Annotated in this window: 30 protein-coding genes and 1 tRNA gene; 28 read left to right on the forward strand and 3 right to left on the reverse strand. The window is 60.9% G+C overall.

Going from position 1 to position 26,416, the window contains the following annotated elements; genetic code table 11:
• Nucleotides 1–81: 81 nt before the first annotated feature.
• Together B5F39_RS09345 and guaA are read left to right on the forward strand one after the other, a co-directional pair.
• On the forward strand, nucleotides 82–546 hold the full coding sequence (locus B5F39_RS09345) for a prepilin-type N-terminal cleavage/methylation domain-containing protein (protein ID WP_087366465.1): 465 nt from the start codon (nucleotides 82–84) through the stop codon (nucleotides 544–546).
• Between the two features lie 120 nt (nucleotides 547–666).
• Entirely contained in the window at nucleotides 667–2,205 is a 1,539-nt protein-coding gene (guaA, locus tag B5F39_RS09350) for a glutamine-hydrolyzing GMP synthase (protein WP_087366468.1), read from the forward strand.
• A gap of 152 nt (nucleotides 2,206–2,357) precedes the next feature.
• On the opposite strand, the gene B5F39_RS09355 is transcribed toward guaA, so the two are convergent.
• The 3 genes from B5F39_RS09355 to ade form a co-directional block, all read right to left on the reverse strand.
• Complete coding sequence (locus B5F39_RS09355) at nucleotides 2,358–3,158, reverse strand: family 1 encapsulin nanocompartment shell protein (RefSeq protein ID WP_087366469.1); 801 nt, start codon at nucleotides 3,156–3,158, stop codon at nucleotides 2,358–2,360.
• A 25-nt stretch (nucleotides 3,159–3,183) separates the two neighbouring features.
• A complete protein-coding gene (locus B5F39_RS09360) occupies nucleotides 3,184–3,528 on the reverse strand; it encodes a ferritin family protein (RefSeq protein WP_087366471.1) in 345 nt (114 codons plus the stop codon).
• Nucleotides 3,529–3,631: 103 nt separating this feature from the next.
• A complete protein-coding gene (gene ade, locus B5F39_RS09365) occupies nucleotides 3,632–5,374 on the reverse strand; it encodes an adenine deaminase (protein ID WP_087366474.1) in 1,743 nt (580 codons plus the stop codon).
• Nucleotides 5,375–5,472: 98 nt separating this feature from the next.
• Between ade and B5F39_RS09370 the strand changes: the two genes are divergently transcribed.
• The 26 genes from B5F39_RS09370 to ribF all read left to right on the forward strand — a co-directional run bounded on the left by B5F39_RS09370 (nucleotide 5,473) and on the right by ribF (nucleotide 26,341).
• Nucleotides 5,473–6,243 (forward strand): hypothetical protein, encoded by a 771-nt coding sequence (locus tag B5F39_RS09370; RefSeq protein WP_143330708.1) that lies wholly within the window; start codon nucleotides 5,473–5,475, stop codon nucleotides 6,241–6,243.
• Entirely contained in the window at nucleotides 6,233–7,150 is a 918-nt protein-coding gene (locus B5F39_RS09375) for a dihydroorotate dehydrogenase (RefSeq protein WP_087366481.1), read from the forward strand. Before B5F39_RS09370 ends, B5F39_RS09375 begins: the two co-directional genes overlap by 11 nt.
• 22 nt (nucleotides 7,151–7,172) lie before the next feature.
• Complete coding sequence (gene cmk / locus B5F39_RS09380; RefSeq protein ID WP_204245087.1) at nucleotides 7,173–7,844, forward strand: (d)CMP kinase; 672 nt, start codon at nucleotides 7,173–7,175, stop codon at nucleotides 7,842–7,844.
• The gene (gene hflX, locus B5F39_RS09385) at nucleotides 7,841–8,989 is read left to right on the forward strand and encodes a GTPase HflX (protein WP_087366487.1); all 1,149 of its coding nucleotides are present in this window, start codon (nucleotides 7,841–7,843) and stop codon (nucleotides 8,987–8,989) included. The genes cmk and hflX overlap by 4 nt, the downstream gene beginning before the upstream one ends.
• Before the next feature lie 36 nt (nucleotides 8,990–9,025).
• Complete coding sequence (locus tag B5F39_RS09390; protein WP_087366490.1) at nucleotides 9,026–9,913, forward strand: YicC/YloC family endoribonuclease; 888 nt, start codon at nucleotides 9,026–9,028, stop codon at nucleotides 9,911–9,913.
• A 9-nt stretch (nucleotides 9,914–9,922) separates the two neighbouring features.
• Nucleotides 9,923–10,168 (forward strand): DUF370 domain-containing protein, encoded by a 246-nt coding sequence (locus tag B5F39_RS09395; RefSeq protein ID WP_087366493.1) that lies wholly within the window; start codon nucleotides 9,923–9,925, stop codon nucleotides 10,166–10,168.
• Between the two features lie 3 nt (nucleotides 10,169–10,171).
• Complete coding sequence (gene gmk / locus B5F39_RS09400; RefSeq protein ID WP_087366496.1) at nucleotides 10,172–10,741, forward strand: guanylate kinase; 570 nt, start codon at nucleotides 10,172–10,174, stop codon at nucleotides 10,739–10,741.
• Nucleotides 10,738–10,962, forward strand: a complete 225-nt coding sequence (locus tag B5F39_RS09405; protein ID WP_087366499.1) for a DNA-directed RNA polymerase subunit omega — start codon at nucleotides 10,738–10,740, stop codon at nucleotides 10,960–10,962. Before gmk ends, B5F39_RS09405 begins: the two co-directional genes overlap by 4 nt.
• On the forward strand, nucleotides 10,946–12,157 hold the full coding sequence (gene coaBC, locus B5F39_RS09410; RefSeq protein WP_087366502.1) for a bifunctional phosphopantothenoylcysteine decarboxylase/phosphopantothenate--cysteine ligase CoaBC: 1,212 nt from the start codon (nucleotides 10,946–10,948) through the stop codon (nucleotides 12,155–12,157). Before B5F39_RS09405 ends, coaBC begins: the two co-directional genes overlap by 17 nt.
• Nucleotides 12,157–13,932 (forward strand): hypothetical protein, encoded by a 1,776-nt coding sequence (locus tag B5F39_RS09415; protein ID WP_087366505.1) that lies wholly within the window; start codon nucleotides 12,157–12,159, stop codon nucleotides 13,930–13,932. Before coaBC ends, B5F39_RS09415 begins: the two co-directional genes overlap by 1 nt.
• Nucleotides 13,933–13,986: 54 nt before the next feature.
• Complete coding sequence (locus B5F39_RS09420) at nucleotides 13,987–14,256, forward strand: ACT domain-containing protein (protein WP_087366655.1); 270 nt, start codon at nucleotides 13,987–13,989, stop codon at nucleotides 14,254–14,256.
• A gap of 3 nt (nucleotides 14,257–14,259) precedes the next feature.
• Nucleotides 14,260–15,618 (forward strand): PFL family protein, encoded by a 1,359-nt coding sequence (locus B5F39_RS09425; RefSeq protein WP_087366508.1) that lies wholly within the window; start codon nucleotides 14,260–14,262, stop codon nucleotides 15,616–15,618.
• 21 nt (nucleotides 15,619–15,639) lie between these two features.
• A complete protein-coding gene (gene der / locus B5F39_RS09430) occupies nucleotides 15,640–16,950 on the forward strand; it encodes a ribosome biogenesis GTPase Der (RefSeq protein ID WP_087366510.1) in 1,311 nt (436 codons plus the stop codon).
• Nucleotides 16,951–17,072: 122 nt separating this feature from the next.
• Nucleotides 17,073–17,354, forward strand: a complete 282-nt coding sequence (locus B5F39_RS09435; protein ID WP_087366513.1) for an HU family DNA-binding protein — start codon at nucleotides 17,073–17,075, stop codon at nucleotides 17,352–17,354.
• A 110-nt stretch (nucleotides 17,355–17,464) separates the two neighbouring features.
• Nucleotides 17,465–17,542, forward strand: a tRNA-Pro gene (locus tag B5F39_RS09440).
• Between the two features lie 240 nt (nucleotides 17,543–17,782).
• Nucleotides 17,783–18,334: a YqiA/YcfP family alpha/beta fold hydrolase gene (locus B5F39_RS09445; RefSeq protein WP_087366514.1), complete on the forward strand. Its 552-nt coding sequence runs from the start codon at nucleotides 17,783–17,785 to the stop codon at nucleotides 18,332–18,334.
• Between the two features lie 123 nt (nucleotides 18,335–18,457).
• On the forward strand, nucleotides 18,458–18,961 hold the full coding sequence (gene rimP, locus B5F39_RS09450; protein ID WP_158096013.1) for a ribosome maturation factor RimP: 504 nt from the start codon (nucleotides 18,458–18,460) through the stop codon (nucleotides 18,959–18,961).
• 32 nt (nucleotides 18,962–18,993) lie between these two features.
• Nucleotides 18,994–20,109 carry a transcription termination factor NusA gene (gene nusA, locus B5F39_RS09455; protein ID WP_087366519.1) on the forward strand — a complete coding sequence of 372 codons (1,116 nt, stop codon included), beginning with the start codon at nucleotides 18,994–18,996 and terminating at the stop codon, nucleotides 20,107–20,109.
• Between the two features lie 12 nt (nucleotides 20,110–20,121).
• A complete protein-coding gene (locus tag B5F39_RS09460) occupies nucleotides 20,122–20,418 on the forward strand; it encodes a YlxR family protein (RefSeq protein WP_087366522.1) in 297 nt (98 codons plus the stop codon).
• The gene (locus B5F39_RS09465) at nucleotides 20,415–20,750 is read left to right on the forward strand and encodes a ribosomal L7Ae/L30e/S12e/Gadd45 family protein (RefSeq protein ID WP_087366525.1); all 336 of its coding nucleotides are present in this window, start codon (nucleotides 20,415–20,417) and stop codon (nucleotides 20,748–20,750) included. The genes B5F39_RS09460 and B5F39_RS09465 overlap by 4 nt, the downstream gene beginning before the upstream one ends.
• Entirely contained in the window at nucleotides 20,743–22,836 is a 2,094-nt protein-coding gene (gene infB, locus B5F39_RS09470) for a translation initiation factor IF-2 (RefSeq protein ID WP_087366528.1), read from the forward strand. Before B5F39_RS09465 ends, infB begins: the two co-directional genes overlap by 8 nt.
• A 9-nt stretch (nucleotides 22,837–22,845) precedes the next feature.
• Nucleotides 22,846–23,172 (forward strand): DUF503 domain-containing protein, encoded by a 327-nt coding sequence (locus tag B5F39_RS09475; protein WP_087366531.1) that lies wholly within the window; start codon nucleotides 22,846–22,848, stop codon nucleotides 23,170–23,172.
• A complete protein-coding gene (rbfA, locus tag B5F39_RS09480) occupies nucleotides 23,144–23,518 on the forward strand; it encodes a 30S ribosome-binding factor RbfA (protein ID WP_087366534.1) in 375 nt (124 codons plus the stop codon). The genes B5F39_RS09475 and rbfA overlap by 29 nt, the downstream gene beginning before the upstream one ends.
• Entirely contained in the window at nucleotides 23,515–24,510 is a 996-nt protein-coding gene (locus tag B5F39_RS09485; RefSeq protein ID WP_087366537.1) for a bifunctional oligoribonuclease/PAP phosphatase NrnA, read from the forward strand. The genes rbfA and B5F39_RS09485 overlap by 4 nt, the downstream gene beginning before the upstream one ends.
• A complete protein-coding gene (truB, locus tag B5F39_RS09490; protein WP_087366538.1) occupies nucleotides 24,483–25,418 on the forward strand; it encodes a tRNA pseudouridine(55) synthase TruB in 936 nt (311 codons plus the stop codon). Before B5F39_RS09485 ends, truB begins: the two co-directional genes overlap by 28 nt.
• The gene (ribF, locus tag B5F39_RS09495) at nucleotides 25,418–26,341 is read left to right on the forward strand and encodes a riboflavin biosynthesis protein RibF (protein ID WP_087366541.1); all 924 of its coding nucleotides are present in this window, start codon (nucleotides 25,418–25,420) and stop codon (nucleotides 26,339–26,341) included. The genes truB and ribF overlap by 1 nt, the downstream gene beginning before the upstream one ends.
• Nucleotides 26,342–26,416: the final 75 nt, after the last annotated feature.

The raw sequence follows: 26,416 nt of genomic DNA on the forward strand, positions 1-26,416 counted from the left end.
ATTACGCGCAAAAACCTGCTATTATCATAACGGCTTGATTTACACGTTCATCCAAAAATAAACGGGACGGAGGTTTCATCTATGAAGGAGATACGCGCCGCGCGCGGCAGGTCGGAAGGCTTCACTCTTGTGGAAATGCTCATCGTTATAATCATAATAGGCATACTCGCCAGTATGATGATGCTATCTACCGGGGCCGCGACGGACAAGGCCGAGGCGACGCGGATAGTCTCGGACATGCGCAGCATGAAGACCGCATGCGTCATGTACTACGCGGACTACGGCGAATGGCCGGAGGAGATAAACGCGAGCTTCGACAAATACCTCGACGTACCGGTCAGCGACAACGACGACTACTCGCTCGAAACCTCAGAAAACGTTCTGTGGCTCAGCTACAGCGGCGGAAAGCTGGCCGAGGGCAACGGCGTGTCGGAACGCCTTGCTGCGATGGCGAAAGAGTCCGGCCTTTACTCATCTGCGGCGGCAGCCCCGGACGAACCGGACTACAGCGGCGGCGGAGAAGTGTTCATGATCGTCAAAAAATAACCCGCTGCGCCTCTTTCACAGCATTTTACAAATATTAAGCTGGATTTTCAAATAAATTTATGTCATACTTTAGTCTGAACTTTCAACAACTGCCGGAGGTGAGGGGAATTCCCCCACGTTATGAAAAAAGAAAATAAAATCCTGATCATCGACTGCGGCTCCCAGTACACGCAGCTCATAGCGCGCCGTGTGCGCGAGCTCGGCGTCTACAGCGAGATACTCTTCTGGGACTCGCCCGCCGAAAAACTCGAAGCCGCCAACCCGTCGGGGATAATCCTCTCCGGCGGCCCGCGAAGCGTGCTTGACGCGGACGCGCCCGCCGTGCCTGTCGAACTCATAAAATCCGGCGTCCCCGTGCTCGGGATATGCTACGGTATGCAGCTGCTCGCTCACACCTTCGGCGGCGCCGTAGAACGCGGAGAGTCCGCGGAGTACGGGCGCGCCGTCGTGGACGTCGAGGGCGGACGGCTCTTCGCGCGCTGCGGCGGCGACAAAAAACTCGACGTCTGGATGAGCCACTGGGACGAGGTGAAAAGCCTGCCGGAAGGCTTCCGCGTCACGGCGCGCAGCGAAAGCGGCGCTATGGCCGGCTTCGAGTCCGCCGACGGCATGGTGACAGCGCTCCAGTTCCACCCCGAAGTCGCGCACACTCCGAAGGGGCAGGAGATACTCTCCGCATTCGTATTCGACATCTGCGGATGCAAGGCTGAGTGGACGCTCGGCATGGAATGGATCGACCATGAGATAGAAAAGATACGCGAAAAAGTCGGCGGCGGCACAGTGATATGCGGCCTCTCCGGCGGCGTTGACTCCACGGTAGCGGCGGTCATCACGCAGCGCGCCGTAGGCGACAAGCTGCACTGCATATTCGTTGACCACGGCATGCTCCGCAAAGACGAGGGCAAACAGGTCATGGAGACCTACCGCTCGCTCAACCTCAACGTCCACTATGTAGACGCGGGCGAACGCTTCCTGACAGCGCTCGAAGGCGTGACCGAGCCTGAACGCAAGCGCAAGATAATAGGCGAGCTATTCATCCGCGTATTCGAAGAAGAGGCGCGCCGTCTCGGCGGTTCCGACTGGCTGCTGCAGGGGACGATATACCCCGACGTAGTCGAAAGCGGACACGGCGGCGGAGGCGTCATCAAAAGCCACCACAACGTCGGCGGCCTTCCCGAAGACATGAAAATGGGGCTGCTCGAGCCGCTCCGCGACCTCTTCAAAGACGAAGTGCGCCGCGTCGGAAAAGTCCTCGGCATAGCGCCGCACTTCCTTGAGCGTCATCCTTTCCCGGGCCCGGGCCTCGCAGTCCGCTGTCTCGGCGAGCTCAAAAAAGAACGGCTCGACGTGCTTCGCGAAGCCGACGCGATATTCATTGAAGAAATCCGCAAAGCGGGCCTCTACAACGACATCTGGCAGGCTTTCTGCGCGCTTCTGCCCGTCCGCAGCGTCGGAGTCGTCGGCGACGTGCGCACCTACGGCGAAACGATAGCGCTCCGCGCCGTCTCCTCGCTCGACGCCATGACCGCCGAATGGGTCCGCCTCCCCTACGACCTCCTCGACACAGTGGCCCGCCGCATCTGCAACGAAGTCCCGCAGGTAAACCGCGTGGTGCTGGACGTAACCTCGAAGCCGCCGGCAACGATCGAGTGGGAATGATATTTTCAGCGTAGACGAATCCCGAAGAGCCTTGTCTTGCAACGGCTCGTCATGATTTTTTATTTGTTTTTTGCAGTATAGAAAAATCGCGCCCGCGGTCCCAGGATGGTTGCTTACGGGAACGCGGGCGCTTGTTTATTAAATTATGTCGTTTAGCCGACCAGCTTGAGCGGCACGAAGGCTTCCGGCGCGAAGACGCGGAAGGTGAATGTCTCTGTGATGTAGAAGTTTACCTCGGTGTTCGTGTGCGACTGGTAGCCGACGGAGAAGTCCTGTCCTACGGTCAGTTCGCTGTCGCCGCCGCGAAGCGACGTTACGAAGTTGGTTTCGTACTGCGGCGATACGATTATTTTTTCGACTATGCGTTCGAGTCGCTTCTCTAGCGGGTAGACCGCGGCGCAGGTCTTTATCTTCGCCATGACTTCTTTGGAGCAGACGAGCGCGTAGGGCCCGCCGACTCCGCGCGCGGCGAGGCGCTGCGTCGCGGCGTAAACGGCTTCGACTAGAGCGTCGCCGCCGAAGGCGAGCTCTATCGGCTCGTTGCCGGCTTCGAGCTCTATGCCGAGTATTCCGGCCTCTTCGAGTCCCATGAACACGGCCGTGTCCTCGAAGAGCGCGGCCTGGCGCGCCGCATCCTGGAGCGCGGTGAAGTCCGTTATCTTGCTGCCGCGCGATATGTCGTCAAGCTCCCACATCGAGAGCGTGAAGGGCGCGCGTATCTCGACGAGCGGCGTGACGTCGCGTATGCCGTAGTTGACTCCCTCGACCGGAGTCTCTTCGGCGAGCGAGAGTGTGCCGTCGGAGACGGAGTCGCAGGTCCAGCCCTTAGGCCCGGATACGTCCGCGACGCGGCGTCCACCGAGCAGCGCGCGGAGCATCGCCGACGCCTGCGCGTCTATCTCTTTCCATGCCTCCGCAGTTATGGGCGCTATATTTCTCTTTAGTATGTCCATCGTTATGCAGGCTCCTTCCGGCGCTCTAAAGTTTTCCGATGTTCAGGGACGGGCCGGCGCTTTCGTCAGTTCCGCCCTCTTCGTGATCGACGCCCATTTCTCCCGCTTTCGCGTTCGTCACGTATTCGTCGAGCTCCTTGTCCCATCCATCCATGTAGACCTTGAGCCAGCCGGCTAGCATAGCGGCGTGTTCTTTTTCTTCGTCGCGGTTGTGTTCCATGATTCGCTTGAGGTCCTCGTTGGTGCAGGTCTCGGCCCTCTGGTTGTAGAAGTTGACGGCCTCGATCTCTTCCTGGAGGCTTTTCAGCGCCTGCGCCGCGTCGCGCGCCTTTTGGCTCAGCAGCTCGTATGGTTCGGTGTATGCGTCCATGTGCGTCGTGCTCCTTTCGTTTTTTGCTGCACGCATTGATTAGCGTGTGCTCACTATTTTAGTTGAGTGTTTCATGCTTGTCTATACAATCTAAAATTATTATTTATTTCTTCGGCAAATCCTTCAACGTCAGCGGCTGTGTACCGCCGGCAGTGATGTCGCAGTAGCCCTGGTCGGTGAGCTTGAGCTTCGGGATTACGGAGAGCGACATGAAGCTGAGCTGCATCATCGCCTCAGTGCCGGGGCATCCTATGCTCTCGGCGGCGGCGCGTATCTCCGCGAGCTTTTCGAGCAGTTCGTCGGCGCCGAGCAGGCTCATGAGGCCGCCGGCTGGCAGTTCGAGGCTCGCGAGGACCTTGTCGCCGTCCGCGACGACAACGCCGCCGTGCATACGCGCGAGCTCGCGCAGAGCCGTCACCATCGAGAGGTCGTCCATACCGGCGCAGGTGTAGTTGTGCGCGTCGTGCGCGACCGACGAGGCGACAGCGCCGCGCGCGATCGGGAAGTTTTGCAGGAAGCCGAGCGCGAGGCGGCCCGTCCCGCGGTTTTTCTCGACGACCGCCATCTTAGCGAGACGGCGCGACGGGTCGGCGCATGCGCAGCCGCCCTCGACCGTCGGTTCGAGCGTCAGAGTCTCCGTCGTGAACTGGCGCGGCGCGACGCCTATAACGTTGATGTATTTGTCGTCTGGGCCGAGCTTGATTTTCAGCTCGTCGGGCGTCGGCGTCGCGACAGTTTTATGTATTCCCGGCAACTCGGAGACCGCGGCGGGCGCGAGGTTTTCGAGTATTTTTCCGTCCTGCGCGACGAGTTTGCCGCCTTTCCAGACGCAGAGCACGCGGCAGTTTTCGAGCGAGTCCACGAGCGCGAGGTCGGCCCTCTTGCCGGGGGCTATCGCGCCGCGGTCGTACAGGCGGAAGTATTCCGCGGGCGTCAGCGTCGTTGTACGCAGCGCGGCGAGCGGAGGGACGCCGCACTCTATGAGCTCGCGCACGCATCCGTTCATGTGTCCGCGCTCGCGCATGAAGGCCGGCGTTATGTCGTCGCTGACGGCGAGGCAGCGCACGCAGAGGCGCGGATCCTCCGCAAGCAGCGGCGCGAGGTCCTTCAGGTTACGAGCGGCGGCCCCTTGCCGTATCATCAGGTGCATGCCGCGGCGCAGCTTTTCGAGCGCCTCTTTGCGCGTCGAACATTCGTGGTCGGAGGTGACGCCTCCGAGAAGATAGCCTGAAAGCTGCGCGCCGCTGACGCCGGGGGCGTGGCCCGTGATTACCGTGTCTTTTGAAACTTCGAGCTTTTTCCAGACTTCATCGTCGCCGAGGTAGACTCCGGGGAAGTTCATCATCTCGCCGAGGTGCGTGCATGTCCCGTCGGCGAGCAGCTCAGCTATGCCCTCCGCAGTTATCTCCTCGAAGGGCGTCTCGAAGCACGAGGCCGGCACGCAGGACGGCGCGCCGTAAAATATGTCGAGCGGCAGCCCTTCGCTCTCTCGCTTCATGAAGCGCACGCCCTCCATGCCGCAGGTGTTGGCTATCTCGTGCGGGTCGGCCATGACGGTCGAGGTGCCGTGCGGCACGGCGGCTGCGGCGAAGGCGCGCGGCGTCATCATAGTGCTTTCGACGTGCATGTGCCCCTCAATGAAGCCCGGGACGAGCAGTCCGTCCGAGCAGTCTATGTATTCGGCGGCTTCATAGCCTTCGCCTATGCCGACGATGATTCCGTCCTTGACGGCCACGTCGGCGCGTTCTATCTCCATCGTGTAAAGGTTGGCGAACTCGGCGTTTGTGAACACCGCGTCGCATGGTTTTTCCTTCATCGCGTAGGGGAGAAGATTTTTTAAGCTCATTGCGTTACCTCCGGGGTGCGCCCCCTCGTAAGATGGTAAAATATATGTCGAAACTTGAATATATTTTATCAGCTGATTTGTGAAAGCGGGGAGTGCTGGTGGAAGGATGCGGTTCGCATAGTGTGAGGGACTACGACGCCAGGGTGGCGGAGAACGTCAGGCTCACGGAACGCATATTCTGGATGACATTCGAAGCGCCGGAGCTTGCGCGCGCGGCGAAGGCGGGGCAGTGCCTCATGGTGTTCGCGCCCGACGGAGCGAAGCTGCTCGGACGCCCGTTCGAGGCGGCGGACGCGGACGGCGCGCGCGGCGTGATTTCCGTCTGCTATATGCTCGCTGGCGAGGGGACGGAGATGCTTTCGCGCGTGAAGGCCGGGGAGACACTGAAAATCCGCGGCTTCATAGGCGTGCCTTATCCCGAGGGGCGCGGCGCGATAGCGGCTGGCGGCGGCGTCGGCGCGGCGGGCTTCATACTCGCGCGCAAGACGGGCGCCGCCTCGGAGCTTTACGTCGGAATGCCGGGGCGCGGCTGCGAGGATTTCGCGGCGAAGATAAAGGAGATATGCCCCGACGCGAGGATATTCACCGACGACGGCAGTTTCGGCGAGGGAGACTCGATGTTCAAGGTCCTGCCGCGCGACACCGGCGGCAGGGACGTATGGTGCTGCGGCCCTATTGGCTTCCTTAATGCCATGAAGCGCCATTACGCGGAGAATCCGCAGAATCTCTATTTCAGCCTCGACAAGCGCATGGCCTGCGGCTACGGCGGCTGCATGGGCTGCGTCGTAAAGACCTCGGGCGGGCTCAAGAGAGTCTGTGCCGACCAGTCGCTTTTCAGGGCCGATGAGGTGGATCTCAATGACTACTAATTTGACCGTGCGCGTCGGGGATCTGGAACTGCGCTCTCCCGTCATCCCGGCCTCGGGCGTATGGCCCTACGCTGAGGATTTCTGGGGCGGCGAGAAGCTTGAAGGCATAGGCGCGCTCTGCACGAAGGCGATAAGCCTCGAGCCGCGCGCCGGAAATGGCGGCGTCAGGATATGGGAGACGCCGTCGGGCGTGCTCAACAGCATCGGCCTGCAAAACTGCGGCGTGCGCGAATTCGCGGCGTGCTACGCGGAGCTTGTGAAAAACTGCCCCGTCCCGGTGATAGCGAACGTCGTAATGGAGCGCCCCGCCGAGACGCGCGAGACGCTGCGCATACTCTCGGAGGTCGAAGGGATAGCCGCCGCCGAGCTCAACATCTCCTGTCCCAACGCCGACGGAGACGGCATGGCGTGGGGCGTGTGCTGCGAGCAGGCCGCCGTCGCTGTGCGCGCCGCGAGAGAGGCGTGGAACGGGCGGCTCTGGGTCAAGCTGACGCCGCAGTCCGCGGACATTGCGGCAGTCGCGCGCGCAGTCGAGGCAGAGGGCGCTGACGCGATTGTCTGCGCCAACACGTGGCTCGGCATGGCGATGGACATGACTGTCGGAAAGCCTGCATTCGGGCGCGTAGTCGCCGGACTCTCCGGCCCCGCGGTCTTCCCGCTCGCGCTGCGCGCGGTATGGCAGGTCTGCGGCGCGGTGAAGATCCCAGTCGTCGGCTGCGGCGGCGTGTCGAACGCTTCAGACTGCGCTGCGATGCTGCTCGCCGGGGCTTCGGCGGTCGAGGTTGGCAGCGCCTTCTTCGCGGACGTGAAGGCCGGTGCCTCGATATGCGAAGGGCTGCCGGAGTTCGTGAAACGTTACGGCGCGTCGGAGCTCTTGGAGCTTACGGGACGCGCGAGGATTTCTTAAAAGAGGCGGAATTTCAGCGATAATGAGCAAAAGGATAATAGTAACTATAGACGGCCCGGCCGGGGCCGGAAAAAGCACGACGGCGAAGGCCGTCGCGGAAAAGACCGGGCTTCCCTATCTCGACACGGGGGCGCTCTACCGCGCCGTGGCGTGGAAGCTAGACCGTGACGGCATAGCGCCCGAAGACGGAGAGAAAATTTCGGAAGCGCTGAAGAATTTCAAAATAGACATAAGCGGCGGCAAAGTCTCGGCGGACGGCGAAGACGTCACAGAGGCGATACGCACGGCGCACATAGACGAGATAGTCTCGGCCTACGCCGCGAGGCCCGAGGTGCGCGGCGCGCTCGCCGGCTTCCAGCGCGCTCAGGCCGCCGACGGCCTCGTCGCCGACGGGCGCGACATGGGGACCGTCGTGTTCCCGGAGGCGCAGCTCAAGATATTCCTAACCGCGAGCGCCGAGGAACGCGCGAGGCGGCGCTGCGCCGAGCGCGAGGCGAAGGGCGAGAGCGCGGATTACGAAGAGATATTGAAACAGGTCATTGAGCGCGACCGCTTCGACATGACGCGCGAGATAGCTCCGCTGCGTCCCGCGCAGGGCTGCGTCATACTCGACAGCACGACGATGAGCGCCGCCGAGGTCGTAGACGCGATAGCCTCGCTCGCGAAAGAGATAGAGGCGCAGGAGAACCGTTGAGCCGCCAGAGGCGCACGGCAGCGGACCTGAGGCCGAAGCCGCCGAAGGCCGTCACAGCGGCGCTCGGCGACGGCGAGGATGTTCAGAGCTCCCTGGACGAGCTGACGCTTCTTCTGAAAAATCTCGACGTCCCGGTCGCAGCGCGCGTCGTGCAGAAACGCCGCGCGCCCGACCCCGCCTCGTTCATCGGCGCGGGCAAGGCGCAGGAAATAAAGGAGTACGCGGAGCCGAACGATGTGACGCACCTCGTAGTAGACGACTTCATAACGCCGACGCAGAAGAGCAACCTCCAGAAGCTCACGGGGCTTCAGGTCTGGGACAGGGCGTTCGTCATAATGAAGATTTTCGAACGGCGCGCAAACACAGCCGAGGCGAAATTACAGGTAGAGCTAGCTCAGTACCGCTACGAAATTCCGAGCCTCAAAGGGCTGGGGCATCAGATGTCGCGCACCGGCGGCGGCATAGGGACGCGCGGCCCTGGCGAGACGGAGTTCGAGCGCCACCGCCGCAAGCTCGAACTGCGCATAAAGAGCATAACGAAGAGGCTTGAGGACGTGCGCCGGCGGCGCGGCGAAAACCGCGAGCGGCGCAAACGCGGGGGCGTGCCGCTCGCGGCGCTCGTCGGCTACACGAACAGCGGAAAGTCCACTCTGCTTAAGGCTCTTTCCAAAGACGCAGGGATTCTTGCGAAAGACCAGCTCTTTTCCACGCTCGACACCGTCGTGCGCAGGATAGAGACCGGCGAGGGGAAGCCCTTTCTGCTCTCTGACACCGTCGGTTTCATCAGGAAACTGCCGCCCGAGCTTGTCGCGGCATTCAGAGCCACGTTAGAAGAGGCCGCGAACGCCGACCTGCTTCTGATAGTGCTCGACTCGGCGGACAAAGACCCGTGCGCGACGCTCGACGTCGTGCTCGAAACGCTGAACGGCCTCGGAGCCGGCGAACTGCCGCGCCTCATCGTACTCAACAAGATAGACAAAAGCGGCCTCGCCGCCGAAGACGTCGCGGTCGAACTGCGAGCGCGCGGCGAACGCGTCGTATGCGTCTGCGCGCTCGACGGCTGCGGCTTTGCGGAAATGCTTTCGGAAATCGGCGAAATTTTCGCCTCCGGCGTTGCGCAAAACCGTGCGGAGGATATATTATAACAAGGTTAATATGACCGATTCGAAAGGTGGATCTGTATGTACATAAGCATGACCGGCTTCAGCCGCTCCCAGATACAGACTAAATGGGGAACAGTCGTAATAGAGCTTTCCAGCGTCAACCACCGCTATCAGGAAATTTCCGTGCGTCTCCCGAGGGAGTTTGCGAGCTGGGAGCCGTGGTTCCACCAGAATCTGAGAAAAACATTCCGCCGCGGCAAGGTGCAGCTCCGCATGGAGGTGCTATGGGCGCAGGATTTCAAGACCGGGCGCGTCAACAGGGACGTGCTCGCCGCCTACTGCGGAGAAATGTCGGCGGCGCGCCGCGCGCTGGGATTCGTCCCCGACGTGGACGTCGAGCGCGTCGCGCTCTTCCCCGGCGTGCTCGACATGCCGAAGTTCGAGGACGAAGATGATTCGCAGGCCGTCGAGGAGGCTTTCAAGACGCTTCTCGAAGAGGCCGCGGCGTCGTGGAACAAGATGCGCGCGCTCGAAGGCTCGCACCTGCGCGAGGAGGTGCTGCGCCACCTCGCGGAGCTCGAGCGGCTCGCCGCCGAGATAGAGGCGAAGTGGCTGCCGGCGCGCGACGCGGCATTCGAGGCGATGAAGGCGCGCGTCACGGAGGCTCTTGAAAAGATAGGCGAGAAGCTCGAAGAGCAGCGCTACATGCAGGAGATAGTCCTGCTGACCGACAAATGGGACGTCGCGGAGGAGCTCGCGCGGCTCAAGAGCCACATAGCGAAATTCCGCGCCGCCGGAGATTCCGACGAAAGCGCGGGGCGCAAGCTCGACTTCATAGTGCAGGAGATGAACCGCGAGGTCAACACGCTAGACTCGAAGGTCGCGGATGCCGAGATACGCTGGCTCGCCGTGGAGGCGAAGGCCGCGCTCGAACGCATCCGTGAGCAGATACAGAATCTGGAATAGCTGGGACGCATGACGCAGAAACTTCTCCACGTAGGCTTCGGCAACATGGTCGTCGCCGAGCGCGTAGTCGCGCTCATCAGCCCGGACTCCGCTCCGATACGCCGCCTCAAGGACGAGGCGCGCGAGGCGGGGCTTCTGGTGGACGTCACGCAGGGACGCAAGACGCGCTCGATACTTATAATGGACAGCCGCCACGTTATACTCTCCGCCATACAGCCGGAGACGATAACGGCGCGCTTCGAAGGGGAGGCGTAGGCCGTGAAGGGACGGCTTTATATATTCTCCGGCCCCGCGGGGGTCGGCAAGGGGACTTTGCTGCGCCGGGCGTTTGAAAAGCTGAGCAACATAAAATATTCCGTCTCGTGTACGACGCGCGCGCCGAGGCCGGAGCTCGACAAAGAGGGCGAGACCTACTACTTCGTCACTGAAGATGAGTTCCGCCGCAGAATAGCCGACGGGGACTTTCTCGAATACGCCGAGGTTCACGGGCATCTCTACGGCACGCGGCGCGACATAGTTGAAAAAGCTCTCGACTCCGGCACCGACATCGTGCTCGAGATAGACGTGCAGGGCGCGCGCATAGTAAAAGAAAAAATGCCGGAGGCGGTGACGGTCTTCGTAAAGCCGCCGTCGATGGAAGAGCTGCGCCGCCGCCTCAGAGGACGCGGAAGCGAGCCGCCGGAGGAGCAGGCGCTCAGGATAAAGAACGCGGAGGCCGAGATAGCCTGCGCTGACAGCTACGACTACGTTGTTGTGAACGACGACCTCGACAGGGCCGTCGACGAGATTATAAATATAGTGAAGGAAAACAGGGAGGAACAACGATGATATATATGGATCTCGAAAAAATATACCGTGAAAGGGACATTCCCAACAAGTACATACTGACGCTCGTCATAGCGGCGCGCGCGAGACAGCTCAGCGAACGCCGCGACCTTTCTGGAGACGAGAAATACATCTCGATGGCGGTAGACGACGTGACGAACGGACGCATCGCCTACCGCATAGTGGACCCGCTCCCGAAGCAGGAAAATGAGCCCGCGGCCTAGGCGGATACTCTTCGGCGTCAGCGGAGGCATCGCCGCCTACAAGGCGCCGGACATACTGCACGGCTGGGTCAAGCTCGGCTTCGAGGTCGAGACGGTGCTGACCGAGGCCGCCGAGCAATTTGTCAGCCCGCTCGCCCTCTCGACGCTCAGCAAGCGCCGCATATGGCGCGAGCGCGATTTCCTCTCAGCCGAATACGGCTGGCAGATACCGCACATTTCGCTCACAGATTGGGCCGACCTGTTCGTAATCGCACCGTGCACGGCGAACGTTCTGCGCGCCGCGGCGCAGGGCGACGGTTCGACTTTGCTCGGCGCGGCTCTGCTTGCGAATACAAAGCCGCTTCTGCTCTTCCCCGCGATGAACAGCAAGATGCTCGCGAGCGGCCCCGTGCGCGAGAACATAAGGATATTGGAAGAACGCGGGGCCGAAATAGTGGACCCGGACAGCGGCCTGCTCGCCTGCGGCTACGAGGGCAAGGGACGTATGCCCTCGGCCGCCGTCATAAACGACTATGTGCTGCGCGCGCTCTGCGATAAAAAGGACTTCGCCGGGATGCGCGTCGCCGTCACCGCGGGGCCGACGCACGAGTATATCGACCCGGTGCGCTTCATCAGCAACCCAAGCAGCGGCAAGATGGGCTACGCGATAGCCGAGGAGGCGTGGCGGCGCGGAGCAGAGGTGACGCTGATAACCGGGCCGTCGGCGCTGCGCCGGCCGGCGGGGCTCGAGGTAGTCGAGGTCGTCAGCGCGCAAGATATGTACCAAGCCTGCATGAAGTCCGCCGAGACGGCTGACGTCATAGTAAAAGCCGCCGCCGTCGGCGATTACAGGGCGGCGGAACGCTCGGAGCAGAAGATAAAGCGCGGCGGTAAGGACACGCTTACGCTTGAGCTCGTACAGAACCCGGACATAGCCGCCGAACTCGGGCGGCGCAAGAGGCCGGGGCAGCTTCTCATAGGCTTCGCGGCCGAGACGCAGAACGTCCTCGAAAACGCTCAGAAGAAAATGTCCGAAAAAAATCTCGACATGATAGTCTCTAACGATGTGCTCGCGCCGGGCGCGGGCTTCGCCGTGGACACCAACGCTATAACGATAATGGCGCGCGGCGCGGAGCCGCTGCGCTTCTCCGGGACGAAAGAGGAATCGGCGGCGGTCATACTCGATTCCGTATCGGCGCTCGCCGCCGGGAGATAATGCCTTTCGTACACGCGATATTTCCGGCCCCTTGGTGGACGCCGCTCTCCTACGAATGGGAGACGGAGCTCGCCGAGGGGCTTCGCGTATCCGCTCCGCTCGGGCGCGGGAACAGGATAGGCGTCACGGTGAACTCGCGCGGGAGCTTCGACGCTTCGAAGATAAAGCGGCTCGCCGGCGTGATCGACGAACGCCCGCCGCTGCCGCCCGAGCTCTGGAAGCTGATAAAATGGTTCGGCTTGACGTGGTTTATAGGAGCGGGCTTCGCGATGAAAACGCTGCTGCCGTCGAAATTCTTTTCGGATGAAGCTCTGCCGCCGAGGCCCGCGTGCGAAAACCGCGGAATTTTCTCCGCAGAATGCTTTTACGACACGGACTATAAAAAAAGATGGGAGCGCTACAGAAGCGTGCTTGAGGAGGGGGCTCCGGCGCTCGCGCTGTTTCCCGAGGCCGTCATGGCGCGCGCCTTCTGGGAAAGTTTGCCGCCTTCGCTACGCGATGAAGGCGCGCTGTGGCCCGACGGCCCGTCGAAGCAGTGGAAACTGTGGAAGCTCGCGCTCGAAGGCGGCCTCCGTTTCATCGTCGGCCCGCCGGGCGCGTCGTTCGTCCCGCTCGCCGGGCTTTCGGCGATAATAATGGACGAAGAGAACCAGGGCGGATGGCGCTCTCAGAAACACCCGGTATTCAACGCGCGCCCGCTGCTCGGAAAGCGCGCAGAATTCGCCGGGGCGCGCTTCGTTCTCGGAGGCTCCATGCCATCGGCGAAAAGCTTCCTGTCCATGAACCCGCGCGTCGGAGACAACGGCGGCGAGCCGCGGCTGATATTCGTCGATACGAAAGAGGCGCAGGCGTCGGAATTCGCGGCCCTCACCGGAAAGCTCTCGATAAGCGTGCCGCTGCTGCGCGAAACTGCGGCGGCGCGCTCGCGCGGCGAATGGGTCATGTGGCTTCTCGACCGCAAAGGCTACGCCGGCGAGCTCTGCTGCGAGGAGTGCGGCTGGAGCGCGCGCTGTCCGCGCTGCGGTTCCGCCATGCGCTGGGAAGAACGCCGCGGGAGGCTGCGCTGCGTATCATGCGGAGAATGCGCGCCGCTGCCAGAGCGCTGCCCGAACTGCGGCGGCATGCTCATGCGCGGCTCGCGCCCTGGGCTCGAAGCCCTATTCGAGCGGGCCGGCGGCGCGCTGCGCGGAAGATACGGCGGCGTACTGCTCTTCCAGAACGACGGAGAAAAAATCCCCCAGGCGGAAGAGCTCGCGGAACAATATCCGCACGGCGCGCTGCTCATAGGTACGCGCGGCCTGCTCTCGCTCTGCGGCGGCCTGTCGCCCTCCGTGATCGGCTGGATAGACGCCGACGCAGAGGCCCGCTCCGAGGGCTACGACGCGCGCGCGCGCGCCTACGCGATGCTCTGGGAATCAATGTGGCGCGGCGGCGAGAGGCGCGTCGTCGTCCAGAGCCGCCGTCCCGGAACCGGCTGGCAGGACGGCCTGCGGCGCGGCTGGCGCAGTTTCTGGCGCAGGGAGCTTTCGGAGCGCGCGGAGCTTGAGCTGCCGCCCTTCGTGCCGATGATAAAGATAACCGCGGCGCGCTCCGCCCTGCGCGAGATCGCCTCCAAGCTCGAGGAGGCCGGCGTGGACTGCTGGCAGTCGGACGAAGAGGCCGCGCTCTGGGCGCGCACGAAACGTTTCGCGGCGCTCGGCGCGATACTCTCCCCTTATTTCTCCATATCTAGGTCTGGAAAAGCTTTTCCCTCTGTATTATTATATCTAGACTGAGGGCATAGCCCCTCCGCTTCGGCGTGCACCAAAGAACCTGGGGGTATGGACGGAATGAAAGCGCTAGTCACGGTACTGGGAAAAGACAAGGTCGGCATCATCGCGAGCGTATGCACATACCTCGCCGGCAAAAACGTCAACGTGCTCGAAATCTCACAGACGATAGTCAATGGATACTTCGACATGCTCATGATAATCGACGTGACCGAGGCGACCTGCTCGCCCGGCGAGCTTGCTGGCGGCCTCGAGGAACTGGGCGGAGAGATAGGCCTCATGATAAAATTCCAGCGTGAAGAAATATTCGAAAGCATGCACAGGATATAAAAAATGATTAGCAGATCAGAAGCGCGCTGGACGAACGAGATGATCCTCGAAGAGAACCTCGACGTCCGCACCATAACGATGGGCATAAACATACTCGACTGCGCGGACCCAGACGAAAAAAAATTCTGCACAAAGCTGTACGACAGGATAACTAAGACGGCGGAAAACCTCGTGCGAGTCGGAGACGACATAGCGGTCGAGTTCGGCATCCCGATAGTCAATAAAAGAATATCCGTGACGCCGGTCGCTATAGCAGCGGCCTGCTGCGAGACCGACAGCTACGTCGAGATAGCGCGCACGCTCGACCGCGCTGCGGAAGAGGTCGGAGTCAACTTCATCGGCGGCTTCTCCGCTCTCGTCCAGAAAGGCACGGCGGCATCCGACCAGAAACTCATCAACTCGATACCGGAGGCGCTCGCAGTCACGGAGCGCGTCTGCTCGTCCGTCAACCTCGGCTCCAGCCGTTCCGGCATCAACATGGACGCCGTGAAAGAAATGGGCGGCGTTATAAAAGAGACGGCCTTCCTGACGAAGGACAAGGATTCGCTCGGATGCGCCAAATTCGTCGTTTTCTGCAACGCCGTCGAGGACAACCCGTTCATGGCTGGGGCCTTCCACGGCGTAGGCGAGCGCGACTGCGCGATAAACGTCGGAGTAAGCGGCCCAGGCGTCGTTAAGCGCGCGCTCGAAGAAGTACGCGGCGCGGACTTCGAGACGCTCTGCGAGACAGTCAAAAAAACGGCCTTCCGCATAACGCGCGTCGGGCAGCTCGTCGCGCGCGAGGCGTCGGAACGCCTCGGCGTTCCATTCGGAATCATCGACCTCTCGCTCGCGCCGACCCCGGCGATAGGCGACAGCGTCGCCGAGATACTGCAGGAGATGGGGCTCGAACGCGCCGGCGCCCCAGGCACCACGGCGGCGATAGCCATACTCAACGACAACGTCAAAAAAGGAGGCGTCATGGCCTCGTCCTACGTCGGAGGCCTCAGCGGGGCCTTCATCCCGGTCAGCGAAGACCACGGCATGATAGAGGCGGTGGAGGCGGGCGCGCTGACGCTCGACAAGCTCGAGGCGATGACATGCGTCTGCTCCGTCGGCCTAGACATGATAGCGCTTCCAGGCGAAACGCCGGCGGAGACCATATCGGGCATAATCGCCGACGAAATGGCGATAGGCATGATAAACAATAAAACGACCGCAGTGCGCGTCATTCCGGTATACGGCAAAGTGGCGGGGGAGACCGTGACCTTCGGCGGACTGCTTGGCTACGCGCCAATAATGCCGGTCAACAGGTTCGACTGCTCGGCGTTCGTCGGCCGCGGCGGAAGGATTCCGGCGCCGATACACAGCTTCAAAAACTAAAGAAAAGAGAGCGTAAACACAATGGCTATAGCAGCGATCGTCGGCAGGCCCAACGTCGGCAAATCTTCCATATTCAACCGGATACTGGGAAAACGCGCCGCGATAGTGGACGACCAGCCCGGAGTCACGAGAGACAGGCTCTACGGAGAAACCGAATGGGGCGGCAAAAAATTCTACATCGTGGACACGGGCGGCATCCGTTCCGAGACTGAGCATCCGTTCATGGACCTCATAGAAAAGCAGGTCGACCTCGCAGTCGACGAAAGCGGCGTGATAATCTTCGTCGTAGACGGCAAGACCGGCGTCACGCCGACCGACGAGGACATAGCGCACAAGCTGCGCAGAAGCGGCAAGCCCGTCGTCGTAGCGATGAACAAGCTCGACAACTCAAATCAGGAAGACGCCATGATAGGCGAGGCCTACGGACTCGGATTCGACGAGGTCGTAGGCGTCAGCGCCGAGCACAACAGCGGATTCAACGAACTCATGGACATAGTCGCCTCGAAGCTCGAGGACGAAGAGCTGGACGAGGATACTGACGAAATCCGCGTGACTCTCGTCGGACGCCCTAACGTCGGCAAGTCGAGCCTGCTCAACGCCTTCGCGGGAGAGGAGCGCTCGATGGTCAGCGACATAGCCGGCACCACGCGCGACGTCGTAGACTCCGTCGTCGAGATCGGAGGCAAAAAATTCCGCTTCCTCGACACGGCAGGGCTGCGGCGCAAAAGCCGGGTGAATTCCGCGCTTGAATACTACTCCAACGTGCGCACCTACCAGGCGATAGACCGCTGCCACGTCGCGCTTGTGCTGCTCGACGCGCAGGATCTCCTTACGGAGCAGGACAAACGTCTCGTAGGTCAGGTGCTCGAGCGCGGCAAGGGACTTGTGCTGGTAGTCAACAAATGGGACCTGGCGCCGAAAGAGGAAAAGGTAGGCGACGTCGTGACGAAAAAACTCATCGACGAGCTTCCGCTCGCCGCGCACGCGCCGCGCGTATTCATCTCGGCTCTGTCCGGGCGCAGCCTGGGCAAGCTGCCGGAGCTGATACTCAAGGTCGAAGAGAACCGCCGCCGGAGGATAGCGACGTCGGAGCTGAACAGGCTCGTCAAGGAAGTGCTCGTATTCGACCGCATGCCGGGAGACGGCAAAGGCCACAGCCTCAAAGTCTACTATTGCACACAGGCCGACGGAGCGCCCCCCGCGTTCGTCTTCTTCGTCAACGATCCCGAGCTTTCGTCGAAGAGCTTCAAAAGGCGCCTCGAGAACCTACTGCGGGAAATGGCGGATTTTTCCGGCGTTCCGATAAAGATTTTCATGAGAAGCAAAAACTAGCGTAAAAGTCGCTGTCAGAGCTAATTTTCTAATGTCAAGGTCTTGACGTTGCGGGCTTTTATCTGTATAAATGCTATGTACTGCGTTAAGGCGGTTCAAATTTGAATGGAGGTGGCATTGCGGTGACAAAGACAGACCTCATCAACATCGTGGCCAAAGAGGTAGAGGGCGTCACTAAGAAAAAGGCGACCGAAGTTGTGGAAGCTATATTCTGCAATATACATGAGGCGCTTCAGAAAGACGAGAAAGTCCAGATTGTAGGTTTTGGCACGTTTGAAGTTCAGAAGAGGGCCGCGCGCCAGGGACGCAATCCCCAGGATCCGAAGAAAGTTATAGAGATTCCGGCGAAGAACGTACCGGTCTTCCGCGCCGGGAAGGCGTTAAAGGAAGCCGTAAACAAGTAACCGTCTTCTTTAAAGCTTAGATTAGATAAATTCCTTCGCTTCGAGGCGGGGGAATTTTTTTGTCCCTCTTGACCTAAACGCGATGTCGCGGTATCATACTTTGCGTTGTACGGGATGTAGCGCAGTCTGGCTAGCGTACCTGCATGGGGTGCAGGTGGTCGGAGGTTCGAATCCTCTCATCCCGACCATTTGGATCTACGGCCCGGCTTCATCAAGAAGCCGGGCTTTTTGTCCGTCACTACCGCCTGCCGCGCCTCCTGTACGCGCGGCGTTTATTTTTAGCCGCCTGCGCATGATATAATATATTAAATTTCGACGTATACGCCGCGCGGGGCCGTTCCGCGTCACATTCGGCCCCTGAGTCCGGCGCGATGAAGTAAATAATTCGACCAAACCAAAAATAATTGGTAAGAAAGGGCGCTGATAATATGATAATAGTTAACATCCACGGTTTTGAAAGCAGCGGGGAGAACAGCAAATATAAATGGCTGAAGAATAATTATTCGTGTGAGATATATTCCCCGACCTTCGATTACAGGAACACTAATCCGCGCATCGTGCTTAAGACGCTGCGCGGCAGGATAACAGAAGCCGAACGCGCGGGTGAGGGCCCCGTCAGGATAATAGGCTCCAGCCTCGGCGGCTTCTTCGCCAATATCCTCAACATAATCTTTCCGCACGCGCGGACAGTGCTCCTTAATCCGTGCCTTTTCCCGTTCCTGTCCCTCGGATCTAAATACGACCTCCCGGTATGGATACGCAAGGAATACGCGTCGCTTGTAAGCGAATACGTCTATGAGCATCCCAACTACGACAACATGATGGTGCTGCTCTCCGAAGAGGACGAAGAGCTGAACCACGACGTTCTGACGCGCCCGATGTTTCCGAAGCACTTCAGAAACATTGAGACGGTCCGCGCGACGCACAGGATGGACATCGACGAGGAAATCGGTGAAAAGATCAAAAAGTTCTTCGGATAGGGTGCGCCTGACTGTAATGTGTTGCTTTTTTTTGAAAAAGTGATACACTTAACAGACAATTCTGGAGTTAATGCTGGAAGAGTGGGTTTTTCCCACTCTTCTTTTGTTAAGGGAGGCGTATGTGTGAACCAGGAGAAATACAACGAGATCCACCGCGCGATATGCGGGAGGGTCGAAGCTCTAGGCTACGAGTGCGCCGGTTTTGAGGCAGTTTCGGAAAACGGGATGAACGTCGTCCGCGTTTACCTCGAGATGCCGGGAGGCATCGACACGGGGGACTGCGAGATAGTTTCCCGCGACGTCGGCGAGTATTTGGATACGGTGGAGGAATACCTTCCTGACAGATATTTTCTTGAGATAAGTTCGCCAGGCGTCGAGCGTCCGCTGTTCGTCATAGAGGACTATCGCCGGTTCGCGGGGAACGAGGCTGAGATCTCGCTGAAAAAGGGCGGAAGGAAGGTACGCGGCGTCATAGCGGGCACGCCTTCGGATGCCGAGGTGACCGTCGGGACGAAAGACGGCGGCGTTACGGTCGCCCTCGCCGATATAAAGCGCGCGCACCTAGTATATGTCCCGGAGCGCGGGCAGAAGAAAACCTTCAAAAAAATTCCTAAGAAGAAAAAATAATTTTGCAAAGAGAAAGGGGTCTGACAGGAAAAATGCAGCTTGGCAAGGATTTTAAAAAGGTGCTCAAACAGATAGAAGAAGAAAAGGGGCTCTCTGAAGAGACTATCGTCTCGAGCCTCGAGGCGGCCATGGTGTCGGCCTACAAGAAATTCAAGGGCGGCAACCAGCACATTGAAGTGCATATAGATATAGAGAGCGGCGAGATATCGCTCTACGAAGTCTACGAGATAGTGAACGAGGTCGTGAACCACGACGCAGAGATGACGCCCGAGGAGGCGGAGCGCCGCGGCTACAAGGATCTCGAGGTCGGCGACGTGATACGCTCCGAGGTGCTGCCGGAGGATTTCGGGCGCATAGCTGCGCAGACGGCGCGTCAGGTGATAATCCAGAAGCTTAAGGACGCGGAGCGCCAGGTCGTGTACGAGCAGTTCTCCGACAAGATAGGGAACATCGTCACCGGCTCCGTCTTCAAGGCCGAGGGAGACCAGATACTCGTGCGCCTCAACGACAAGACCGAGGCTATAATGCCGAAGGAAGAGCGCATCGTCGGAGAGAAGTACAATCCAGGCGACCGCATGAAGTTCTATCTGCTCGACGTGCGCCAGACGACGCGCGGCCCGCGCATAATCGTCTCGCGCACTCATCCGGGGCTTCTGCGCAGGCTGCTCGAACTCGAGGTGCCGGAGATCAGGGACGGCATCGTTGAGATACGCAACATAGTACGCGAGGCCGGAACGCGCGCAAAAATAGCCGTCGCGAGCCTCGACGTGAACGTAGAGCCGCTCGGCGCGTGCGTAGGGAAGCAGGGCGGGCGTATCAAGTCCATCAGCAGCGAGCTGAACGGCGAAAGGATCGACATAATCGTCTACAACAGCGATCCGCTCAAATATATAGTCAACGCGCTCTCGCCTGCTAAGATAGTGCGCATCGAGCCGCTTCTCGACCAGGACCGCTCCGTCATCGCCTACGTGCATTCGGACCAGCTTTCGCTCGCGATAGGCAAGGCGGGACAGAACGTGCGCCTCGCGGCGCGCCTGACCGGGTGGAAGATAGACATCAAGGTGAAGGACGAGGAGAAGCTCCCGACGATGAAGGACCTCTTCATGGACTTCTCAGAGATGATATCCGAGGACGAAAAGGACAAGTAAGGGGCCGGACGCATGGCGAAGGCCGTTAAGCAGCCGGTGAAGAAACAGCGCCCGCGCACCTGCGTCGGATGCGGCGAGGAGTCGCCGAAGAGGACGCTGCTGCGTATCGTGAGGTCGCCCGAGGGTGAAGTGCGCTACGACCCGACCGGGAAGGCGAACGGGCGCGGCGCGTATCTTTGCGCAGACCCGTCGTGCGTTGCGGCGGCGAAAAAGAAAAAGTCGCTTTCGCGCGCGCTCAAGGCCGAGGTGCCGGAATCGCTTTACGACGAGCTCACGGCGCTCTGCGCGGAAAAGGGCGGCGAAGCGTGAGAGCCTGCGGCGGAGAAATTCTCGGGACTCTGGGCATGGCCCGCCGCGCCGGAGCGCTTCTGGTCGGACAGGACAAGGTTCTTGCTGCGCTGAAGTCCGGCGGAAGGTATGTTGTTTTCGTAACGTGCGACTGCGCCGCCAACGTAACGCGCCGTTTAGAGGCGGCGGCCGGGCGCGGACGCGCGGATATAATTTTGATAAAAGGGACGGACCGCGCCGGGCTGGGGGCAGCCCTCGGCTTGACTGCGGCTCAGACTGCGGCTCTGCCGGCGGAAAGCGGGTTCGTTAAAAAAATCCATACGATTTGCGACAGGAGTGATGCGAATGAGTAAGATAAGAGTTTATGACCTGGCTAAAAAGCTCGGAAAGAGCAACACAGAAATGGTCGAGCTGCTCACAGGCCTCGGCATCAGCATAAAGTCCCATATGAGCTCGATAGACGAAGGACTCGTCCCGATGGTGGAGGAGTCGCTCAACAAGGCGCAGGAAGAGGCTTCGCGCCAGGAGATAGAGGCCATATCGACATATCCGACGGTCGCCGTAAAGGACGGGGCTTCGGTCTCCGACGTTGCGGCGCTCGCGGGCGAAAAAGCCGGAAGCGCGGTAAAGGCTCTGATGATGGAGGGGCTTATGCTGCCCGCCACGACCCGCGCCGACGAGAAGATACTCCAGATACTCGGCAAGACGTTCAAGAAAAATTTCGTCTTCGCGTCGGAAGCCCCGGCCCAGGCCCCGACTAAGGAAGAGCCGGCGCCCGCCGGGGACGCGGTCGAAACTGTGGAGGCCGAGCCGGTCGAAGCGCCGGCCCAGCAGCCGCGCGAGGAAGCTCCGAAGCAGGTTTCCCATAAAAAACTCAAAGCCAAAGATAAAAAGAAAAAAGGCAGGCAGGACGGCGACGGCGAGCTGCAGCCGCGTCCTCCGATAATCACCGTCATGGGCCACGTCGACCACGGCAAGACGACGCTGCTCGACAACATCAGAAAGACCCACGTCACTGAAAAAGAGGCCGGCGGCATCACCCAGCACATCGGAGCCTCGCGCGTCGAATACAACGGCAACACTCTCGTGTTCCTCGACACTCCGGGACACGAGGCCTTCACTTCGATGCGCGCGCGCGGAGCGCAGGTGACGGACATCGCCGTCCTCGTCGTCGCTGCGGACGACGGCATAAAGCCTCAGACCGTCGAGGCCATCAACCACGCGAAGGCCGCCGGCGTCCCGATAGTCGTAGCGGTCAATAAGATAGACAAGCCCGAGGCGAAGCCTGAGCGCGTGCGCCAGCAGCTTTCCGACTACGGACTCGTCCCCGAGGAATGGGGCGGCGACACCATCATGGTGGACGTCGCGGCTAAGAAGGGGCTCCATGTGGACGACCTTCTCGAGATGCTGCTTCTCGTCGCCGAGATGCAGGAGCTCAAGGCGAACCCGAAAGCGCCTCCGTCGGGCACGGTCATCGAGGCGAACCTGGATAAAGGCAAGGGGCCGGTCGCTACAGTCATAGTGCAGGAAGGGACGCTTCACAGGGGCGACATCATACACACCGGTTCCGCGTGGGGCAAGATACGCGCGATGATCGACGACAAGGGACGCAACGTCAACGAGGCGGGGCCGAGCATGCCTGTAGAGGTGCTCGGGCTTGAGAGCGTCCCGCAGCCCGGCGAGAAATTCACGACGCTTTCGTCGGAGCGCGAGGCGCGCGAGCTCATATCCCAGAGCGAGTTTGAGCGGCGCGAGACCGACCAGAGCAAGGCGAAGCGCTTGACCCTCGAAGAGCTCTACGAGAAGATGCAGACGGAGGAGATACCGCAGCTACGCATAGTCCTCAAGACGGACGTGCAGGGCTCGCTCGAAGCCTTCCATTCGTCTCTGATGAAGATGAGCACGGACGCGGTGTCCATCAACATAGTCCACGAGGGCGTCGGCCGTATTTCGGAATCCGACGTTATGCTCGCCTCGGCTTCGAACGCGATAATCGTCGGCTTCAACGTGCGCCCCGACAGCAACGCGAAGAAGATAGCAGAAAACGAGGGCGTGCAGATACGTCTCTACCAGGTCATATACGACATGCTCGACGACGTGAAGGCCGCCATGGAAGGCATGCTCGCGCCGGAGCTCCGCGAACACACGCTCGGACAGGCCGAGATACGCGAGATATTCCGCGTCCCGAAGGTCGGCAACATCGCCGGCTGCCGCGTTACGGAGGGGCTTATCCGCAGGAGCGCGAAAGTGCGCCTGATACGCGACGGCGTCGTCTTCTGGAGCGGCGAGCTTTCGAGCCTCAAGCACTTCAAGGACGACGTGCGCGAGATAAAGGCAGGGAACGAATGCGGCCTCAGCTTCGAGAAATTCCAGGACTTCCGCGTAGGCGACGTGGTGGAAGCATACGAGATACTGAAAGAAAAGAAGTCGCTGGACTAACGCCGCGCGATGCAGTTCTGGATAGCCGCCGTGCGGCTTGACATGAGGCTGCCCTTCGCCGCGAGCCTCAAGGACAGGCGGCACGTCGTCCGTTCCATTACAGACGGCGTGCGCGGGCGCTTCTCCATATCGGCGGCCGACCTCGGCCCCTACGGGACGCACGGCGAGGCTTCGCTTGGCTTCGCCGCGGCCGGGTCCTCGCCGCACGAGCTGGAGGAACGCATGGGCAATCTCGAAAAATTTCTATATCAGAGGGAAGAGGACGGGGAGTTTGAAATAACCGGCTTTTCTCTGGAGGTGTTCAGCTATGGTGACATATCGGATAGACAGGCTTAACAAGGAATTTCTGCGCCTGATCTCCGGGATGCTTCAGACGCGCATAAAGAATCCTGACGCGGGCGAGGCTGTGCTCACGAACGTTTCCGTCGCGCGCGACCTGAGCCACGCGAAGGTTTTTTATACGCTCATAAATCAGGACGACAGGGAGAAGGTGCAGGCCGCGCTTGACGCCGCCGCGCCTGTGCTGCGCGCGATGCTCGGCAAGGAGATGCGGCTGCGCACGATTCCGGAGCTGCATTTCCGTTTCGACGACTCGGAGAACAAGGCGCGCAAGATGGACGAGCTGCTCGACATGGTCGCTGAGCGCGACGCGCGCATGAAGGCGGAGAACGCCGGAGAATGAAAAACGACGACGCTTTCAGCGAAGCCCTGGCAAAGCTGACGAAATACGGCGCATGGACGCTCGTCTGCCACGAGCGCCCGGACGGCGACACTCTGGGCAGCGCCTTCGCGCTCTATTCGCTCGCGAAGCGAAGCGGCAGGCGCGCGGCTATAGTGTCGAAGGACCCGCTGCCGCAGGTTTTCTCCTTTTTCCCATATTCGGACGAACTTGTCCGCGCAGAAAACGCGCCGCTCCCGCTCGCCGAGGGCGCGCTGCTCGTCGCGGTGGACATGAGCACGGCCGAGCGCTCGGTGGACAACTTCGGCGAGCTGCTCGGCGTGTGCGCAGATTCGCTCTGCATAGACCACCACGGCGACAATAAACTATTCTGCAAAACCAACCTCGTAGAGCCGTCGGCTTCCGCGACGGCGGAGATCGTCGTTCGTCTTATGGAAGCCTGCGGAAAGGGCATAACGCCTGAAGAGGCCGCGGCTCTCTACACGGCGCTCGTCACCGACAACGGAAATTTCCGTTTCAGCTCGACGACGGCGGAGAGCCACCGCTGCGCGGGAGTGCTCATCGAGGCCGGGGCTAAGCCGGCGGAGATAGACGACGCCGTGAGCCAGAATATGAGCCTAGCCTCCACGCGGCTGTGGGGACTCGCGCTCGGGCGGACGGAGCTGTTCGGCGGCGGCGAGTGCGCGCTGCTGCGGCTGAGCCGCGCGGAGCTGGATGAGTCAGGCGCCGGAAGCGCTGAGCTTGACGGCCTCGTTAATATGCCGCTGCGGATAAAGGGCGTGAGGCTCTCTCTGCTCGTGACGGAGCACGACGGATTCTGCAAGCTAAGCGTCCGCGCGAGGCCTCCGTACAGCGCGAGGGCTCTCGCGGCATCCTTCGGCGGCGGCGGACATCCCTGCGCGGCGGGCGCCAAAACGGCGTCTCCCCTTGAAGAAGCGCTCGACAATGTGAGAAAAGAGGCTCTTAAATGCCGCTCTCAGGAATCCTCCCTGTAAATAAGCCGGTCGGAATGCGCAGCACGGAGTGCGTGCAGAAGCTGCGGCGCGCGATCGGACGCGGGACCAAGACGGGCCACGGCGGCACGCTCGACTCGACGGCGTCCGGGCTTCTCATAGTGCTCGTAGGGCAGGCGACCAGGCTTTCTGATTTTATTATGTCGATGCCCAAGCGCTACGAGGCCGAGGTGACGTTCGGCACGCGCACCTCGACCGACGACGCGAGCGGCGAAGCCGTAGAGAGCGCGCCGTGGAAGCACGTTACTGATGAAATGATAGATTCCGCTCTATGCGGCTTCATGGGGTGGCGCATGCAGTCTCCGCCGTCCGTCTCGGCCGTCCACATAGACGGCGAGCGCGCGCACGTCCTCGCGCGCGAGGGGCGCGGCGTGCTGCCGGAGCCGAAGCCCGTCTGCTTTTCTAAAATCGCCCGCACGTCGGATATAAGCGAGGACGGACGCGTCTCTTTCTCGATACTGTGCCGCAAGGGGACATACGTGCGCAGCTTCGCGCGCGACCTCGGGACGCGCCTCGGCTCCGCCGCGCACCTGAGTTCTCTCGTCAGGAGCCGGAGCGGGCCGTTTTCCATAGACGCGGCGAAGGGGGCCGAAGAGCTTTTTGCGATGACGGGGGACGAGCTGGCGCGCGAGCTGACGCCTATACCGTCGCTCGAGGGGCCGTGCGCCTCGTACCTGGCGGACGGCCAGGCTTTCGCGGCGCTCTCATGCGGCAGGAGCGTGCGCCTCGGCGGTCTGACGCGCCTGTCGTTCGGGGCGGAGCCGAGGCCCGGCTCGCCAGTCGCGGTGAAGTCTGAGCGGATATTTTCTATCTGCCGCGCCGTGCAGAAAGACGGGGGCCTCGAGCTCTTGCCCGGCGTCAATATAATTTTATCTGGGGGCTTGGAATAATGATTTACGCGTTAGGAGCCTTCGACGGCTTCCATCTCGGACACGCGAGGCTGCTCCGCAAGGCGGCGGAGCGCGCCGCAGAAGCCGGTACGGACTGGGGCGTGATGACCTTCGACGGACATCCGCGCCAGCTTCTCGACAGGGACAACTTCCGCCTGCTCTTCTCGCAGAGGGAGAAGGATCTCATAGCCGCCTACCTGGGCGTGCCGCGCATGGAGAAGATCGCCTTCACGCACGACTTCGCCGCCTTTTCGCCAGAGAGCTTCGCGGACTACATAGACAAGAAATACGAGGTCGGAGGCCTCGTCATAGGCGAAAATTTCAGATTCGGCAGATGCCGCGCCGGCACGCCCAAAATACTCGCCGAAATATGCGCCGCGCGCGGCTGGACGCTCGACGTAGTGCCGCGCTACACCTTCGACGGAATGACCGTCAGCAGCACGGAGACGCGCCGCGCCGTCGCCCTCGGCGAAATGGCTCTCGCGGCGAAGATGCTCGGCTATCCGTTCATAATAAGCGGCGTCGTCGGCGAGGGGGACGGGCGCGGACGGAAGCTCGGCTTCCCGACCGCTAACATCGCCGTCTCGCGCGGCAAGATATACCCGCCCGAGGGAGTTTACAGCGCTCTCGTGCGCACTGGCGGCGCGTGGATGCCGTGCGCTCTCAACATCGGCAGCAATCCGACCTTCGCGGGCGAACGCGAGATACGCTGCGAGGCGCACGTCATAGGCGCCGACGAAAATTTCTACGGGCGCGAGCTTTTCATTTTCATTACGACGCCCGTGCGCGGCGAGGTGAAATTCGCCGAAAGCGACGGCCTCGTCGCCCAGATGAAAAAGGACGTCGAGACCTGCCGCGCCGACACGAAGGAATATATGCGCAGAAACGCTGAAACAATGGAGAAATTCGCCGCCGTTCTTTGACAGCGCGGTGACGCTATCGTATCATTATGGAGTTGCTGAAAAGCCGATGTTTATGAGGAGGAAGATTTCCCTTGC

The sequence above is a fragment of the Cloacibacillus sp. An23 genome (assembly GCF_002159945.1).
GTDB lineage: Bacteria > Synergistota > Synergistia > Synergistales > Synergistaceae > Caccocola.